Origin of the sequence: Kitasatospora sp. NPDC090308 (assembly GCF_044769485.1) — a bacterium.
Lineage (GTDB): Bacteria > Actinomycetota > Actinomycetes > Streptomycetales > Streptomycetaceae > Kitasatospora > Kitasatospora fiedleri.
The window spans coordinates 150,807-165,659 of the sequence record NZ_JBIVXY010000014.1 but is presented as its reverse complement, the minus strand read 5'-3'; the positions used below and the strand labels follow the sequence as shown (position 1 = coordinate 165,659).

General features: G+C 74.3%; 13 protein-coding genes. 2 read left to right on the top strand and 11 right to left on the bottom strand.

Annotation, left to right across the window (positions count from 1 at the left end):
- Positions 1–53: 53 nt before the first annotated feature.
- Entirely contained in the window at positions 54–2,552 is a 2,499-nt protein-coding gene (gene pepN, locus ACIQVD_RS27225; protein ID WP_402291986.1) for an aminopeptidase N, read from the bottom strand.
- Positions 2,553–2,690: 138 nt separating this feature from the next.
- Here pepN and ACIQVD_RS27220 point away from each other — a divergent pair, with 138 nt between their 5' ends.
- Positions 2,691–3,926: a TerD family protein gene (locus ACIQVD_RS27220; protein WP_402292014.1), complete on the top strand. Its 1,236-nt coding sequence runs from the start codon at positions 2,691–2,693 to the stop codon at positions 3,924–3,926.
- Positions 3,927–4,158: 232 nt separating this feature from the next.
- Here ACIQVD_RS27220 and ACIQVD_RS27215 read toward each other — a convergent pair whose 3' ends face one another.
- From ACIQVD_RS27215 to pruA, 8 genes are all read right to left on the bottom strand, one after another.
- Complete coding sequence (locus ACIQVD_RS27215; protein ID WP_400689928.1) at positions 4,159–4,362, bottom strand: hypothetical protein; 204 nt, start codon at positions 4,360–4,362, stop codon at positions 4,159–4,161.
- Positions 4,359–4,643, bottom strand: a complete 285-nt coding sequence (locus ACIQVD_RS27210) for a hypothetical protein (protein WP_400689925.1) — start codon at positions 4,641–4,643, stop codon at positions 4,359–4,361. The genes ACIQVD_RS27215 and ACIQVD_RS27210 overlap by 4 nt, the downstream gene beginning before the upstream one ends.
- Positions 4,640–4,822, bottom strand: coding sequence for a hypothetical protein (locus ACIQVD_RS27205; RefSeq protein WP_400689923.1), 183 nt, complete (start codon positions 4,820–4,822; stop codon positions 4,640–4,642). Before ACIQVD_RS27205 ends, ACIQVD_RS27210 begins: the two co-directional genes overlap by 4 nt.
- Entirely contained in the window at positions 4,812–5,006 is a 195-nt protein-coding gene (locus tag ACIQVD_RS27200) for a hypothetical protein (RefSeq protein WP_400689920.1), read from the bottom strand. Before ACIQVD_RS27200 ends, ACIQVD_RS27205 begins: the two co-directional genes overlap by 11 nt.
- 55 nt (positions 5,007–5,061) lie before the next feature.
- A complete protein-coding gene (locus tag ACIQVD_RS27195; RefSeq protein ID WP_402291985.1) occupies positions 5,062–6,246 on the bottom strand; it encodes a helix-turn-helix domain-containing protein in 1,185 nt (394 codons plus the stop codon).
- Positions 6,247–6,312: 66 nt separating this feature from the next.
- The gene (locus ACIQVD_RS27190) at positions 6,313–6,951 is read right to left on the bottom strand and encodes an HAD family hydrolase (RefSeq protein ID WP_402291984.1); all 639 of its coding nucleotides are present in this window, start codon (positions 6,949–6,951) and stop codon (positions 6,313–6,315) included.
- 287 nt (positions 6,952–7,238) lie between these two features.
- The gene (locus ACIQVD_RS27185) at positions 7,239–8,168 is read right to left on the bottom strand and encodes a proline dehydrogenase family protein (protein WP_400689911.1); all 930 of its coding nucleotides are present in this window, start codon (positions 8,166–8,168) and stop codon (positions 7,239–7,241) included.
- A gap of 88 nt (positions 8,169–8,256) precedes the next feature.
- Entirely contained in the window at positions 8,257–9,885 is a 1,629-nt protein-coding gene (gene pruA / locus ACIQVD_RS27180) for an L-glutamate gamma-semialdehyde dehydrogenase (protein ID WP_402291983.1), read from the bottom strand.
- A 360-nt stretch (positions 9,886–10,245) separates the two neighbouring features.
- Between pruA and ACIQVD_RS27175 the strand changes: the two genes are divergently transcribed.
- Positions 10,246–11,847, top strand: coding sequence for a PucR family transcriptional regulator (locus ACIQVD_RS27175; protein ID WP_402291982.1), 1,602 nt, complete (start codon positions 10,246–10,248; stop codon positions 11,845–11,847).
- A 93-nt stretch (positions 11,848–11,940) separates the two neighbouring features.
- On the opposite strand, the gene ACIQVD_RS27170 is transcribed toward ACIQVD_RS27175, so the two are convergent.
- Both ACIQVD_RS27170 and ACIQVD_RS27165 read right to left on the bottom strand, forming a co-directional pair.
- Positions 11,941–13,422: an alkaline phosphatase PhoX gene (locus tag ACIQVD_RS27170; protein ID WP_400689902.1), complete on the bottom strand. Its 1,482-nt coding sequence runs from the start codon at positions 13,420–13,422 to the stop codon at positions 11,941–11,943.
- Positions 13,423–13,685: 263 nt separating this feature from the next.
- Entirely contained in the window at positions 13,686–14,795 is a 1,110-nt protein-coding gene (locus ACIQVD_RS27165; RefSeq protein WP_402291981.1) for a hypothetical protein, read from the bottom strand.
- Between the last annotated feature and the right edge of the window lie 58 nt (positions 14,796–14,853).

Genomic DNA, 14,853 nt, shown 5'->3' with positions numbered 1-14,853 from the left:
GGGGCCGCAGGCGACGACGCGCCCGCGACCCCTCCCGGCCCCCGCGGGAACCCCTACGCCGTCCGGAACGCCGCCCGCACCGACCGGGTGCGGCGCAGGTCGTCCGTCGCGTCGGAGAGGTTGCGCCGCAGCGCGGGCGTCAGCGCGGGGTCGGCGAGCACCGCCTCGGCGGCGGCGACCACGTCGGGGGCGGCCTCGGCGACCGGGAAGAGCGCCTGGCCGAGCAGCCGGGCGACGGTGTCGGTGCGGTCGGCGGCCTCGGTGATCCGCTCGAAGAAGCGCAGCGCGTACGCGTGCTGCCGGTCCGGGTCGCCGGAGGCCCAGAAGCCGCGGGCGGTGGCCTCCAGGATCCGGTTGGAGGCCGCGTCGGGGGTGAAGAGCAGGTCCCAGGCGCGGGCCTTGGCGGCCTCCTCCGGGCGGGCGGCCCGGGCCCGGGCGGCGCCGAACTCGGCCTCGCTGCCCGGTTCGCGGGCCGTCTCGGCGGCGATCGTGTCCTCGTCGAGCGCGCCGAGCGCGGCCAGCCGGGCCAGCCCGGACCAGCGCAGCTCCGGCCCGACGGACAGCCCGTCCGGCACCCCGTCGCCGGCCAACCAGCCGCGCAGTTGGGCGAGTTGGTCATCACCGCCGCTGCTCTCGACGGCGGCGCGCAGCGCGGCCAGCCGGATGCCCTGGCTGCCGTCGCCGGCCAGCAGGGCGCGGGCGGCGCGGCTGACGGCGGCCAGGCCCTCGGCGCGGCGGGCCGGCGGCAGGTAGCGGCCGGCCACGTGGGTGCGGGCGAAGGCGAGGACCGTCTCGACGATGCTGTCGGAGGTCTCGGCGGGCAGGTGCCGTTCCATCAGGTCGAGGTACTCGGCGGGGTCGAGTTCGGCGTCCCGGACCAGGTCGCGGGCGTGCTCCCACAGGACGGCGCGGGTGACGTCGTCCTCGATCGCCGACAGCGACTCCCGGACGGCCCGCCAGGAGTCCGCGTCCAGGCGGATCTTGGCCCAGGTCAGGTCGCCGTCGTTGGGGACGACCAGGGTCGCGCCGGCCTCGACCAGGGCGGGCACGGCGACCCGGCGGCCGGGGCCGAGCTCGACCGGGACGCGGCCGACCGGGACGACCCGGCCGTCCTCGACCCGGTAGCCGCCGACCTCGATCAGGTGCGGCCGGCTGCCCTCGTTGACGACGGTCAGCGCGGTGAGGGTGCCGTCGGCGGCGCGCTCGGTCTCGGCGCGCAGCGTGTCGACGCCGCTGGTGCGCAGCCAGGCGTCCGCCCAGCCGTGCACGTCGCGGCCGCTGCTGGCGCTCAACGCGGCCAGGAAGTCCGGGAGTTCGGCGTTGCCGTAGAGGTGGTCGGCGAAGTACGCGTTGAGTCCGGCGAAGAAGGCGTCGTCGCCGAGCCAGGCGACGAGCTGGCGCAGCGCGGAGGCGCCCTTGGCGTAGGAGATGCCGTCGAAGTTGACCATCGCCTCGGCGACCGAGCGGGTGCCGTTGCCGGCGACGGGGTGGGTGGAGGCGCGCTGGTCGGCGTCGTAGCCCCAGCCCTTGCGCTGCACCGAGAAGCCGGTCCAGGTGCCGGTGAAGCGGGTGGCCTCGGCGGCGATCCGGTAGCCGAGCATCTCGGCGAACGACTCGTTCAGCCACAGGTCGTCCCACCAGCGCATGGTGACCAGGTCGCCGAACCACATGTGGGCCATCTCGTGGCAGACCACCATGGCGCGGCGCTCGCGCTCGGACGCGGTGGCCGGGGAGCGGAACAGCATCTCGTCGCGGAACACCACGCAGCCGGGGTTCTCCATCGCGCCCCAGTTGAACTCGGGGACGAACGCCTGGTGGTACTCGCCGAACGGGTAGCGCTCGTCGAAGAGTTCGTGCAGCCGGTCCAGCGAGGCGGCCGTCACCTCGAACAACTCGGCCGCCTCGCGGTCGAGTTCGGCGGCCAGCGAGCGGCGGGCGTGCAGGCCGAGCGGGATGCCGTCGTGCTCGCCGTGCACCGAGTGCAGCGGGCCGCCGACCACGGTGAACAGGTAGGTGGAGATCGGCTTGGTCGGGGCGAACTCCCAACGCCCCTCCTCCGCCCTGGTCCTGGCGCCGTTGCCGACCAGGGTCCACTCGGCGGGGGCGGTGGCGCTCAGCGTGATCGGCGCCTTCAGGTCGGGCTGGTCGAAGCAGGCGAACACCTTGGCCGCCAGGTCGGGACCGCAGGTGGCGTACACGTACACCGCGCCGTCGGCGGGATCGGTGTAACGGTGCAGGCCCTCGCCGGTGCGCGAGTAGCGCATCTCGGCCTCGACCAGCAGTTCGTTCTCGGCCCGCAGGCCGGGCAGCGCGAGGCGGTTGCCGTCCAGGGCCGCCACGTCCAGCGGCTGCCCGTTCAGGACGGCGCGCCGCAGGACGGCCGGGTCGATGTCGACGAAGCTGTCGACGCCCGGCTCGGCGCACCCGAACCGGATCACGGTGGTGCTGCCGAACCGCTCCGGCCCGCCGGTCAGGTCGAGGTCGACGGCGTATCCGCGGACCTCCAGCAGACGGGCACGGACAGTTGCTTCGGATCGTTGCAGTGCTGGCATGCCCGCATGCTCGCCGAGCCCGCCGGGGGCGGGCAAGCCGGTTCGGCCCGGATTCGCTCGCGGCGTATCCCGGCGGGCCGGGCGGGTTGGCTAGGGTGGGGACGGCGGCGATTCGAGGAGGAGCACGTGACGACTGTTCTGGCGCAGGGCGGCAACGCACCCCTGGGGTCGGCCCGGGTCGTGGTCGAAGTCGCCGCGCCCAAGCGGCTGGACGTCTCGGGGCTGCTGCTCACCGCGGCCGGCAAGGTCCGTTCGGACGCCGACTTCGTCTTCTTCAACGCCCCGCAGGGCCCGGGCGTCACGCACCGCCCGGCGGCCGGCGGCACCCCCGACGCGATCGCCGTCGACACCGCGGCGGTGCCCGAGGAGATCACCCGGATCGTGGTCACCGCCTCGCTCGACGACCGGCGGGCCACCTTCGCGGGCACCGAGCCCACCGCGACCGTCCGGGACGCCGACACCGGCCGCGAACTGTTCGCCTTCACCCCGCCGCGGCTCTCCCGCGAGACCGCCCTGGTCGTGGTCGAGGTCTACCGGCGCGGCACCGAGTGGAAGGTCCGCGCGGTCGGCCAGGGCTACGCCAACGGGCTGGCCGGCATCGCCACCGACTTCGGCGTCGCGGTCGAGGACGCGGCCCCGGCCGACGCCACCGCCGACGCCGCCACCGGTTCCTCCCCCGCCGCCCCGGCCGCCCCGCCCGTCCCCACCACGCCGCCCACCGCCCCGCCGAGGCCGAGCACCGCGCCCCAGGGCTCCGCCACCCCGCCCCCCATGCCCTCCGGCTCCCCCGCCGTCGGCAAGATCACCCTCGACAAGGGCCGGGTCAACCTGGTCAAGGGCGGCTCGGTCTCCCTGGAGAAGGCCGGCAAGCCCTTCCTCGCCTCGGTCCGGATGGGCCTCGGCTGGGAGCCCGCCGGGCGCGGCCGCAACATCGACCTCGACGCCTCCGTGATCGCCTTCGACGCCCAGCGCGCCAAGATCGACACCGCCTGGTTCATGAAGCTCTCCGTCTTCAACGGCGCGATCGCCCACTCCGGCGACAACCTCACCGGCAAGGGCGGCGGTGACGACGAGGCCATCACCGTCCACCTCGGCGGCCTGCCCCCCGAGGTCTGCGGCCTGGTCTTCGTGGTCAACTCCTTCTCCGGCCAGAAGTTCACCGACATCAAGAACGCCTACTGCCGCCTGGTCGACGCCGCCACCGAAGAGGAACTCGTCCGCTTCGACCTCGCCCAGTCCGAACCCCACACCGGCGTCGCCATGTGCAAGCTGGTCCGCCAGTTCTCCGGCGAGTGGGTGATGACCGCCCTCGGCGAGTACGTCGACGCCAAGACCGCCCGCAGCATGGTCAAGCCCGCCGCCGCGATGCTCTGACCCGCCGACCCTGCCCACCCCGCGGCCGGCTCCTCATCGGCCACGCCGACACCCGAGAGCCCCGCCGGACGCGTCGCGCCCGCCTTCACTCCTCCGCTCGACTCCCCTGCCTTGAGCTCCACTTGACGCCGGCGTTCCCCCGGGCCCGCCGCCTTCCACTTCCCCGTCCGCCCCGGCCGGGGTATGACGACCGTTACCGCCTGCGCACGCTCCGAACCTGATCCCGAACTGCTCAGCCAGGGTCGGCCGCCGTCCCCGTCGCCCGATTGCGTTCGGCGGCGATCTGCTCGGCCGTGCGGCGACTGACGCACCACTCCGGCCGCCCCATCGCGGTGATCCACCCGCCGTCAGGTCGGCGCACGCCCCACAGCGGCACGCCGTCCGGACCCCGCCGCAGCTCCTCGACCTGGTAGGCGGCCGCCTGCCGAGCGCTCACGCGGACCCCTGCAACGCTGCCTGCTGCGGGCAGGTCCCGACGTGGAACTCCGCCCAGAGGTCCCGGCGGCCGGACGACGAACTCCGACCGCCGAACCGGGCGGCGGTGCGCGAGAGCTGCTGCACGATCTCCCCTTCGAGGACCCGATCGGCACCGGTGAGGTCGATCCGGAGGCGGAAGCACGCACACGCCACCTGCCCGATCGACACCTCCCTCCCCAACACGGCGGCAAGCCGGGCGGCGTGGCCGAAGACGGCGACCGCCTGCTCGTCGGCGCTCACGCCGGACGGCGGCCGGCCAGGCCCCGCGCCGCGGCTTCGAGGTAGTCGTCCCAGCAATCGCTCGCGCCCGGATCGCGGTCGCGGCCGGTGCCGGACACGCAGCGGGAGCACTTCCCGCACGCCCGGTACGTGCCGTCCTTCCCGGTCGGCGACTCGACGCGGCGGGTGCTACCGGTCACGGCCGACCTCCAGGTGGCTGGTGCACACCACGGTGTCGAAGTCGTGCACCGCACCCGACATCTCACCGGGGACGGTGATGCCGCCGCCGGGGTGGAGCGGGGACTCGGTCGAGCCGCAGACGCGGCATGCCTCTCCCTGGAGGCGCGCAGGGCTGATGCCCCGGTCAGGCGGTGTCGCTGTCACGTCCGCTACGATCCCCGCCCGCAGCCCGAGGAAGTGACACCACCTGTGTCACTCGTCAGACGGCCTTCGCCCACCGGGCCATCGCCAGCAGTTCCTCGTCGCGGCCCCGGGTGAGCCGGACCAGGGTGGCCAGCTCCGCCCGGACCTGGCCGTGCTCGCGCACGTGCTGAGGCGCGATGCGGCGGGCGACCAGCAGGGACTCGCGGGCGTGCTGGGGGTGACCCAGCGCTACCTGCGCCCGGCCGAGGTCGATGTAGTAGTGGCTCCTGCGTTCGGCGGGCAGGTCTCGGGGCGGCACCCACCGACCGGCCTCCGCCACCGCCCGGCCCAGGCCGACCGGGTCGGCGAGCTCGACGGCCACCGCGAGCTGGTGGATGCGCACCGAGTCCGGGCCGACCGCGGTCCCGTCGTACAGCCGCTCCGGGACGTCGCGGGCGAGCCGCTCGGCCTCGGCCAGGTGCAGGCGGGCACCGTCGCCGGCGCGTGCCCGGCCGGCCACGACGGCGGCCCGCATGTGCAGGGCTGCGGCTGCGGCGGCCAGCGGCACCGTGGTGGGCGGCGGCATCCGGTCCGCGGCCTGCTGCAGTGCCCGCAGGCCCGCGCCGAGCTGGCCGGTGGCGAAGTAGATCTCGGTGCGGACGTAGGCCGTGGTGGCGGTGAGCGCCGGGTCCTCGGCGGTGGCGGCGGCCCAGCGCATCAGCTCGATCAGGCGACTGGACAGGTCGCGGTAGCCGTACTTGTAGGCCGCGGCGTCGGCGGAACGGACGGCCAGTGCGAGCAGGTGGGCGGCCCGCCGACGGCCGGTCCCGGCGGTCTGGTCGACGACGCGGAACAGTTCCTCCAGCAGCGGCGCGATGTTCCCGGCAATCAGGCTGTAACGGGAGTTGACCCGAGCCTCGGTCATCTCCTCCACCGCGGCGGCGAGTTCGCGCAGCGGCCGCACCGGGCCGTCGTCCGGCAGGTCGTAGACGGCGATCGCGGCCTGCAGTGCGGGGATCGCCTGGTGCACCCGCGAATCCGTGCGGCCCGGGCCACCGGCCAGATCCTCCGGGGTGGTGCGCAGGGCCCTGGCGATAGCAGCCAGGACGGCGTCACCCGGGCTGCGGGTACCTGCCTCGACGGCGCGGATCATGCTGACCGAGACGCCGGACGACTCGTACACCTCGCGGCGGGACAGGCCGGCGGCGGCGCGGGCAGCAGCTACGCGATACCCGAGATGGGCGGCGGCGGTACCAGGCATGCTCGGCACGGTACCCGCGCCGTCACGATCTCGGGTGCGGAACCGCCCCGGCGAGACCGGGGCGGTTCACCTTGGTTGACGGGCGATCAGGTCTGCGAGGTCCGTCAGCGAGTCGACCGTCCAGTCGGCGTCCGGCGCGGGTGTGGTCAGGCCGATCGGCCCGCGGCGCAGGTGCGCGGCCCGCAGCCCGACCGCCCGGGCTGGGGTGATGTCGTTGGCCGGGTGGTCGCCGACGTAGAGGATCTGCTGCGGGGCACCGGGCGCCCACTCGGCGATCCGGCCGAAGAACCCGGGCGACGGCTTGGAGACGCCCCAGTCGCCGCTGGTGGCGATCGCGTCGGCGGGCAGGTCGAGCCCGCGCAGCAGCTCGGCCACCTCGCGGTTCTGGTTGCCGGCGATGCCCACCCACACCCCGGCGTCGCGCAGTTGCTGTAGCGCGGGCCGGACGTCCGGGTACAGGTCGGACTCCTCGATGTGGTCGCCCTGCCCGGCGGCGTGGCGGGCGCGCCACTCGGCGGCGATGTCGATACCGGGCCGGATGAGGCGGACCGCTTCGGCGTTGTCGAGGCCACGGGCGAGGACGTGCCCGACGAGCGCTGACACGGTGTGCTGCGGGACGTCCAGCCAGCGGGCCCAGTCCGCCCAGTAGCGGGTGTCGCTGGTGAGCGTCTCGCCGATGTCGAACACCACTGCCCGGATCGTCATGCGGGCAGCGTAGCCGGGCGTCCGCGGCTGGTCAGGGTGGGCGAGCGGCCTGCACTGCCCAGGTCGACATGCCTGACAGCCTGATTGGCCTGCTGCGGATCTGGATCGCGGCGTGGACGTCCTCCCGCCGTCGACGCACGGCCCGGGATGAGCACGAGTCGGAATGGATCTCCATCCGGACTCCACGGAAGCCCGGAGCACTCGGTGAGGCCCCGAAGGGCTCGACCTTTCACGGCGTTGAGCGGCGGAGCCGGATCCGGCCCCGCCGCCGGTCACCCGGCGTGCCGTCAGCCGCGGGTGGCCATCGCGCGCAGGAAGAAGGTCAGGTTCGCGGGGCGCTCGGCCAGGCGGCGCATGAAGTAGCCGTACCACTCCTGGCCGTAGGGCAGGTAGACCCGCATGGTGTTGCCGGCCTCGGCGAGGCGGAGCTGCTCCTCGGGGCGGATGCCGAAGAGCATCTGGTACTCGAAGGAGGTGGCGTCGCGCTTGTTCCACTCGGCGAGCTGGCCGGCGATCTTGATCATGTTGGGGTCGTGCGAGGCCACCATGGGGTAGCCCTCGCCCGCCATCAGGACCTTGAGCGCGCGGACGTAGGCGAGGTCGACGTCCCGCTTGCCCTGGAAGGCGACCGACTCGGGCTCCTTGTAGGCGCCCTTGCAGAGGCGCACCCGGGAGCCCGCGTGGGCGAGGTCGCGGCAGTCGGCCTCGGTGCGGCGCAGGTAGGCCTGGAGGACGACGCCCAGCCAGGGGAAGTCGGCGCGCAGTTCGCGGGCGATGGCCAGGGTGGAGTCGGTGGTGGTGTGGTCCTCCATGTCGAGCGTCACGGTGGTGCCCGCGTCGGCGGCGGCCTGGCAGATGCGGCGGGCGTTCTCCAGGGCGATCTTCTCGCCGTCCACGGGGAGGAACTGGCCGACGGCGGAGAGCTTGACGGAGACCTCGGCGTCCGCGGCGAGGCCGGTCTCCTTGAGGGCGGTCAGCAGGTGCTCGTAGGCGAGGGCGGTGCCGGCGGCCTGGTCGGCGTCCTTGGTGTCCTCGCCGAGGTGGTCGAGGGTGACCTTGCGGCCGCTGGCGACCAGCGCCTCGGTGGCGCTCACGCCCTGGTCGAGCCGGTCGCCGGCGACGAAGCGCTCGACGATCGCGTGGGTGGGCGGGAACTTCTCGACCATGGTGCGCACCTGCGGGGAGCGCGAGGCGGCGAGGAGGGCGGAACGGAGCATCGTGGACTCCCGGCGAAGCGGATCAGCTGGTGGAGAAGGGGGGTACGGGGCGGCCGGGGTGCGGCCGCCCCGCGGGACACGGGCCCGGTCAGCCCATGTGCGGGTAGCGGTAGTCCGTCGGCGGGACGAACGTCTCCTTGATGGAGCGGCTGGAGGTCCAGCGCATCAGGTTCTGCTTGGCGCCGGCCTTGTCGTTGGTGCCGGAGGCCCGGCCGCCGCCGAAGGGCTGCTGGCCGACGACGGCGCCGGTGGGCTTGTCGTTGATGTAGAAGTTGCCGGCGGCGTTGCGCAGCACGTGCATCGCGTGCTGCACGGCTTCGCGGTCCTGGGCGATGATCGAGCCGGTCAGGCCGTACGCGGACACCGACTCCATCTGCGCGAGCATCTCGTCGTACTGGTCGTCCTGGTAGACGTGCACCGAGAGGATCGGGCCGAAGTACTCGTCCCGGAAGTACTCGGCGGCCGGGTCCTGGCAGACCAGCACGGTCGGGCGGACGAACCAACCGACCGAGTCGTCGTACGTGCCGCCGGCCAGCACCTCGACCTGCGGGTCGGCCTTGGCGCGGTCGATCGCGGCCTTGTTCTTGGCGAAGGAGCGCTCGTCGATGACCGCGCCCATGAAGTTGCTCAGGTCGGCGACGTCGCCCATGGTGAGCCACTCGACCTCGTCGCGGAAGTCGTCCTTGATCTCGGCCCAGACCGAGGCCGGGACGTACGCGCGGGAGAGCGCCGAGCACTTCTGGCCCTGGTACTCGAAGGCGCCGCGGGTCATCGCGGTCTTCAGCACGGCCTTGTCGGCGGACGGGTGGGCGACCAGGAAGTCCTTGCCGCCGGTCTCGCCGACGATCCGCGGGTAGGTGCGGTAGCCGGAGATGTTCTCGCCGACGGTGCGCCACAGGTGCTGGAAGGTCGGGGTGGAGCCGGTGAAGTGGATGCCGGCCAGCGCGGGGTGCTTGAGGGCGACCTCGGAGACGTCCAGGCCGTCGCCGGTGACCATGTTGATGACGCCCTTGGGCAGGCCGGCGGCCTCCAGCAGCCGCATCAGGTAGTGCGCGGCGAACTGCTGGGTGGGGGACGGCTTCCAGATCACCACGTTGCCCATCAGCGCGGGCGCGGTCGGCAGGTTGCCGGCGATCGCGGTGAAGTTGAACGGGGTGATCGCGTAGACGAAGCCCTCCAGCGGGCGGTGGTCGGTGCGGTTCCACACGCCGTCCGAGGAGATCGGCTGCTCGGCCAGGATCTGCCGGGCGAAGTGCACGTTGAAGCGCAGGAAGTCGACCAGCTCGCAGGGGGTGTCGATCTCCGCCTGCTGGGCGGTCTTCGACTGGCCCAGCATGGTGGCCGCGGCGAGGGTCTCCCGCCACGGGCCGGCCAGCAGGTCCGCGGCGCGCAGGAAGATCGCGGCGCGGGAGTCGAAGGAGAGCGCCTGCCAGGCCGGCGCGGCGGCCAGGGCGGTGTCGATGGCCTCGCGCGCGTCGTCCCGGGTGGCGTTGCGCAGCGTGCCGAGCCGGGCCGCGTGGTGGTGCGGCTGCACGACGTGGATCTCGGAGCCGCCGCCGAGGCGCTGCTCCCCGTTGATCGTCATGGTCAGCTGGATCGGCCCCTGGCCGCCCAGCTCCTTCAGCTTGGCCTCCAGCCGGACCCGCTCGGGGCTGCCGGGGGCGTAGCTGTGGACCGGCTCGTTCACCGGCGCGGGGACCTGGGTCACAGCATCCATGGCGCACGCTCTCCTTCTCGTCATGGGAAGCCGGCGAGGGTCGCACACCGGCCATGGAGGAACGCTATTCCCCGTCCCGGCCCGGGACTGTTGGCCGCGCCGCCAAATTCCCCCGCTCGCCGTTGTCCGCCCGGACGAACACCGTCACACTCCGGTCACGGCGACCGCGCCCTGTCCGGCTCACTAAACTCGGACCCCGGATCTTGTCCGCCCCGACGAACGCCCGACGAACGCCCGACGAACGCCCGACGAACGCCCGAGAGACGCCCGCCGGACGCCCCGACGGACGCGCCCCGACAGGCGCGCCCCGACAGGCGCGCCCCGACGAACACCGCCCGCTCCGAACCGAGGACCCCGCCGATGACCGGCCTGCCCCTGCGCCAGCTGCTGATGTCGCTCGGCGAACCCCTGGTCGAGCTCCAGGCCGCGCCCGCCGGACTGGACGTCCCGGTCCGGCACGTGGCCATCCTCGACCCGGAGGACCCGCCCACCGCCGCGCCGGGCGAACTCGTGCTGGCCATCGGCGCCCGCGGCCGGGCCGCCCTCCCCGCGCTGCGCGCCGCCGGCCGGGCCCGGGCCGCCGCCGTCGCGGTCAAGCTGGACGGGCCGGGCCAGGCGGACGCGCTGCGCGAGGCCGCCACCGAGGCGGGCGTCGCACTGCTCTCGGTGCGCCGCGAGACCCGCTGGGAGCACCTCGACTCGCTGGCCCGCACCCTGCTGTCCGGCTCCGACGGCCCGGACGGCCCGGAGCCCGGCGGGGCCGCCACCGGCGACCTGTTCTCGCTCGCCCAGACCGTCGCCGTGCTGACCGGCGGCATCGTCTCGATCGAGGACACCTCCAGCCGGGTGCTCGCCTACTCCCGCACCTCCGAGACCGACGAGGTCGACGACCTGCGCCGGCTGTCCATCCTGGGCCGCCAGGGCCCGGAGCCGTACCTGGCCAAGCTGCGCGAGTGGGGCGTCTTCTCGCACCTGCGCGGCTCCGAGGGCGCGATCGAGATCGCCGCCCACCCCGAGCTGGGCATCCGCCGCCGGCTGGCGATCGCGATCCGCTCCGGCGCGCAGCCGCTGGGCACCATCTGGGTGCAGGAGGGCTCCCGCCCGCTGACCGACACCGCCGAGCAGGCGCTGGTCGGCGCCGCCCGGGTCGCGGCCGGCCAACTGGTGCGCCGCCGACGGGAGTTGTCGGCCGACACCCGGCTCACCCAGACCCTGCTGACCGGCCTGCTGGAGGGCTCCACCGGCCCGCAGTCGCTGGCCACCCACCTGGGCCTGGACGTCCGCCGCGCGGCCACCGTGCTGGCCTACGCCCCCGCCGCCACCGACGGCCGGGACGCCGAGCTCTCCCGCGACGAGGTGATCGGCCTGATCTCGGTGCACACCGCCACCCGCCACCGCGGCGCCCTGCTCGCCCCGGTCGACTCCCGGGTCTACGTCCTGCTGCCCGAACTCCCGCCCGGCGTCCCGCCCGGCACCCTGCGCGACTGGACCCAGGAGACCGTCGACGCGGCCCGCGACCACCTGTCCATCCCGCTGCGGGCCGCGATCGGCCCCACCGTCCCCGGCCTCGCCGACGTCCCGGCCTCCCGGGCCCAGGCCGACCGGATCCTGGACGCGATGGGCCGCGGCGGGGTCGTCCCGGACGTGGCCGCGCTCCAGGACGTCCAGGCCGAGGTGCTGGTCTCCGAGGTGCTGGCCCTGCTCCAGGACCGCCCCGAGCTGCGCGACCCCCGCCTCACCGCCCTCAGCGCGTACGACGACCGCCACCACACCCGGCTCGCCGAGTCCGTCCTCGCCTACCTCGACGCCCTCGGCGAGGTCCGCACCGCGGCCGACGCCCTGCACATCCACCCCAACACCCTGCGCTACCGGGTGCGGAGGGCCGAGCAGCTCACCGGCCTGGACCTCGCCCAGCCCCAGCAGCGCCTGCTCGCCATGCTCCAACTCCGCCTGCCCGACTGACGGTTCGCCCGACCGGCGATCCGCCCGGCCGGCGGTCCGCCCGACGCCCGGGGAGTCGGCGCTCCCCGGGCGGGCCTCAGGGCCGACGGATCGTCACATCCGGTGCCACGGGCCGGTGATCGCCAGCATGATGCCCGGCTCCTGGATGTTCGCGAACAGCGTCCGCCCGTCGGGCGAGAAGGTCACGCCGGTGAACTCGCTGAACTCCGGCTCCTCGGCCGTCCCGAGGTTGAGCTCGTTGCGCGCCAGCGCGTACGTCCGGCCGTCGGCGGTGGTGCCGAACAGGTGCTGGAGGCCGCTGCCGTCCTCGGCGATGATCAGGCCGCCGTGGGGCGAGACGGTGATGTTGTCGGGGCCGTCGAAGTTGCCCCGGTCGGTCCAGACCTCGTCGTTGACGCCGAGGATGACCTTCAGGGTCAGCGTCCGCCGGGTCGGGCTGTAGAACCAGACCTGGCCGTCGTGCTGGAGCGGCGACTCCTCGCGGGCGAAGGAGGAGACGAAGTAGATGCCGCCGTCGCCCCACCACATGCCCTCCAGCTTGCGGGCCCGGGTGATCTCGCCGTCCTCGAACTGCTTGCGGATCGAGGTGGTGCGGGCGTCGCGGTCCTGGACCTTGACCCAGTCGGCGCCGTACGTGGTGCCGGGCTTGGTGGCCCGGGACAGGTCGTCGACCAGCTTGCCGCGCGCGTCGAACGCCTTCAGCGCCTCCAGCACGCCCGCGTCGGCGGCCAGGGTGCGCAGCCGGCCCCTGCCGTGCCGGAAGCCGGCCGGCGGGGTCCAGCGGTAGAACAGGCCGTTCGGCTTGGCCGCGTCCTCGGTCAGGTAGGCGTGGCCGCGCCGCTCGTCGATGACGACGGCCTCGTGCGCGAACCGGCCGAACGCCTTGATCGGCTGCGGGTCCCGGTTGGCGTCCTGGTCGTGCGGGTCGACCTCGAAGACGTAGCCGTGGTCCTTGGTGAAGCCGTTGGTGCCGGCCTTGTCCTCGGTCTCCTCGCAGGTCAGCCAGGTGTTCCACGGGGTGGCGCCACCGGCGCAGTTGGTGGCGGTGCCGGCGATGCCGACCCACTCGCGGACCCGGCGCCCGCCCTGCCCGCGGCCCTTGCCGTGCCCGTGCGCGTCGCCGTGCCCGGAGACCTCGACGACGGTGCAGCCGCCCGCCGCGGCCGGGTCGTAGACGTGGCCCGCCAGCAGCGGCACCGGGTGCGGCCAGTTCGCCCGCGGCCCGGCCAGCTCGTGGTTGTTCACCAGCAGGACGGCCCCGCCCCGCCCCTCGAACGCGGCGGTGCCGTCGTGGTTGCTCGGGGTGGACTCGCCGGTGACCAGGGTGGTCTCGCCGGTGCGCGTGACGACCTCGTACGAGAAGCCCTTCGGCAGCGCCAGTACCCCCTTCGGGTCGGACACCAGCGCGCCGTAGCCGACCGCGGTGTGCCCGCCCTTCGCGAGGGCGGCCTCCCCGCCCGCGGGGGCGGCGATCGCCCCGGGCGCGGTGGCCAGCACCTCGGCGCTGCCGGCGATCAGGACGCCGGCCCCGAGCACGGTCGAACGGTTGACGAAGTCCCGACGGGACAGCGGCATGGCGGTCACTCCTGGAGGAGAGGGCGAAGTTCGGTGACCGACAGGCTCCGGGCCGGACGTGAACCGGGCGTGAATCCGACACGGCGTCGATGTGCCGATTTACCGACCACATACCGGCCGATGACCCCGCCTTTACCTTCTCCCCGCCCGTCCCGCCCGTCCCGCCCGCCGATCCCGCCGATCCGGCCCCGTCCGCCTCTCCCGCCTCTCCCGCCTCTCCCGCCTCTCCCGCCCCTCCCGCCGGTCCGGCCCCGCAGGCCCCGCTAGCGCCGCGCCCCGTGCTGGGTCCGCTCGACCCGCCACTGCTCCCACGCCGTCAGCCAGGCGTCCTCGGTGCCCGACGGCAGCTCGGGCGTCCCGCCCGCCCACAGCCGCTCCCAGGCCCGCTGCGCGGGCAGGCTCGGCACCTCGCTGGCGAACGCCGTGTACCGGACGACCTCCTCCACGGCCGCCGCGCCCTCGACCGTCCCGCTCACCCAGTCCGCGTGGTGGGCGAGCCGGCTCAGGTGGTTGACCATCGAGGTGACCGCCCCGTCGGCCTCCTCGCGGGTCTCCGAGGCCAGCCGCATCTGCTGCCGCACCGCCGCCTCCCAGCGCAGCTGCCGGTCCTCGCCGCGCAGGTGGCGCGGCAGCCGGGCCGATCGCCCGGCGCGCAGCTGCGCGACCACCGCCGAGGCCCGCGCGATCGCCTGGACCACCAGGTCCCGGTGCGCCTGGAGGCCCAACTCGGCGGACTCCGGGCCGGGTTCGGGGGAGCGCCGGTCCGCCCGGAGCGCGGCGAGCTGCCGCAGCATCTCGGTCCGGCCCACGATGTACCGCTCGAAGTCGCCGATCCGGCGCAGCTCCACCGACCCCGGCGGGACGCCGCGCCCGGTGACCGTCACCGTCGCCCCGTGCACCCGCAGCCGGCCCGCCCACACCGTGCCGTGGCCGGCGCCCGTCCGGGAGTCCTCGTGGACCTGCACCGCGTGCGGCTCGCCGTCCACCGTGATCCACTCGCGCAGCGCCCGCAGCCGCCCGGCGGTGTCGCCCTCGTCCACCCCGAGGTGCTCGTAGACCCGGTCGCGCTCGTCCTCGACCACGTCCTCCAGGTCGGGCAGCGACCCGCTCGGCTCGGCCCCGGGCCGGTACGTCCGCACCGTCACGTACGGCCCCGGCGCGGAGCGCCAGTCCCCGGAGCGGATCTCCACCGCCTCCAGTTCCCCGTTGTAGACCTCGTACTCGGCCAGCACGTCCCACCCGGGCGCCGCCGCCCCGTGCACCCACCCGAACACCGGAAACCCCGCGCCCGCCAACACCTGCCGGCCGTACGCCTCCTGGTCCGAGTACATCGCCTCGATGTCCACGGGCCCGCTCGTGTGCTGCCTCTTCATCCCTCGCCGCACCCCCGGCCGCTCGCCACTCCAACGCCGACTTACCTTACGGCCCGGG

Coding starts and splice junctions, on each gene's coding strand:
- ACIQVD_RS27190 (WP_402291984.1), bottom strand. CDS start 6,951: ATGACGATCCGGGCAGTGGTGTTCGACATCGGCGAGACGCTCACCAGC.
- pruA (WP_402291983.1), bottom strand. CDS start 9,885: ATGGATGCTGTGACCCAGGTCCCCGCGCCGGTGAACGAGCCGGTCCAC.
- ACIQVD_RS27185 (WP_400689911.1), bottom strand. CDS start 8,168: ATGCTCCGTTCCGCCCTCCTCGCCGCCTCGCGCTCCCCGCAGGTGCGC.
- ACIQVD_RS27170 (WP_400689902.1), bottom strand. CDS start 13,422: ATGCCGCTGTCCCGTCGGGACTTCGTCAACCGTTCGACCGTGCTCGGG.
- ACIQVD_RS27165 (WP_402291981.1), bottom strand. CDS start 14,795: ATGAAGAGGCAGCACACGAGCGGGCCCGTGGACATCGAGGCGATGTAC.
- ACIQVD_RS27175 (WP_402291982.1), top strand. CDS start 10,246: ATGACCGGCCTGCCCCTGCGCCAGCTGCTGATGTCGCTCGGCGAACCC.
- ACIQVD_RS27195 (WP_402291985.1), bottom strand. CDS start 6,246: ATGCCTGGTACCGCCGCCGCCCATCTCGGGTATCGCGTAGCTGCTGCC.
- pepN (WP_402291986.1), bottom strand. CDS start 2,552: ATGCCAGCACTGCAACGATCCGAAGCAACTGTCCGTGCCCGTCTGCTG.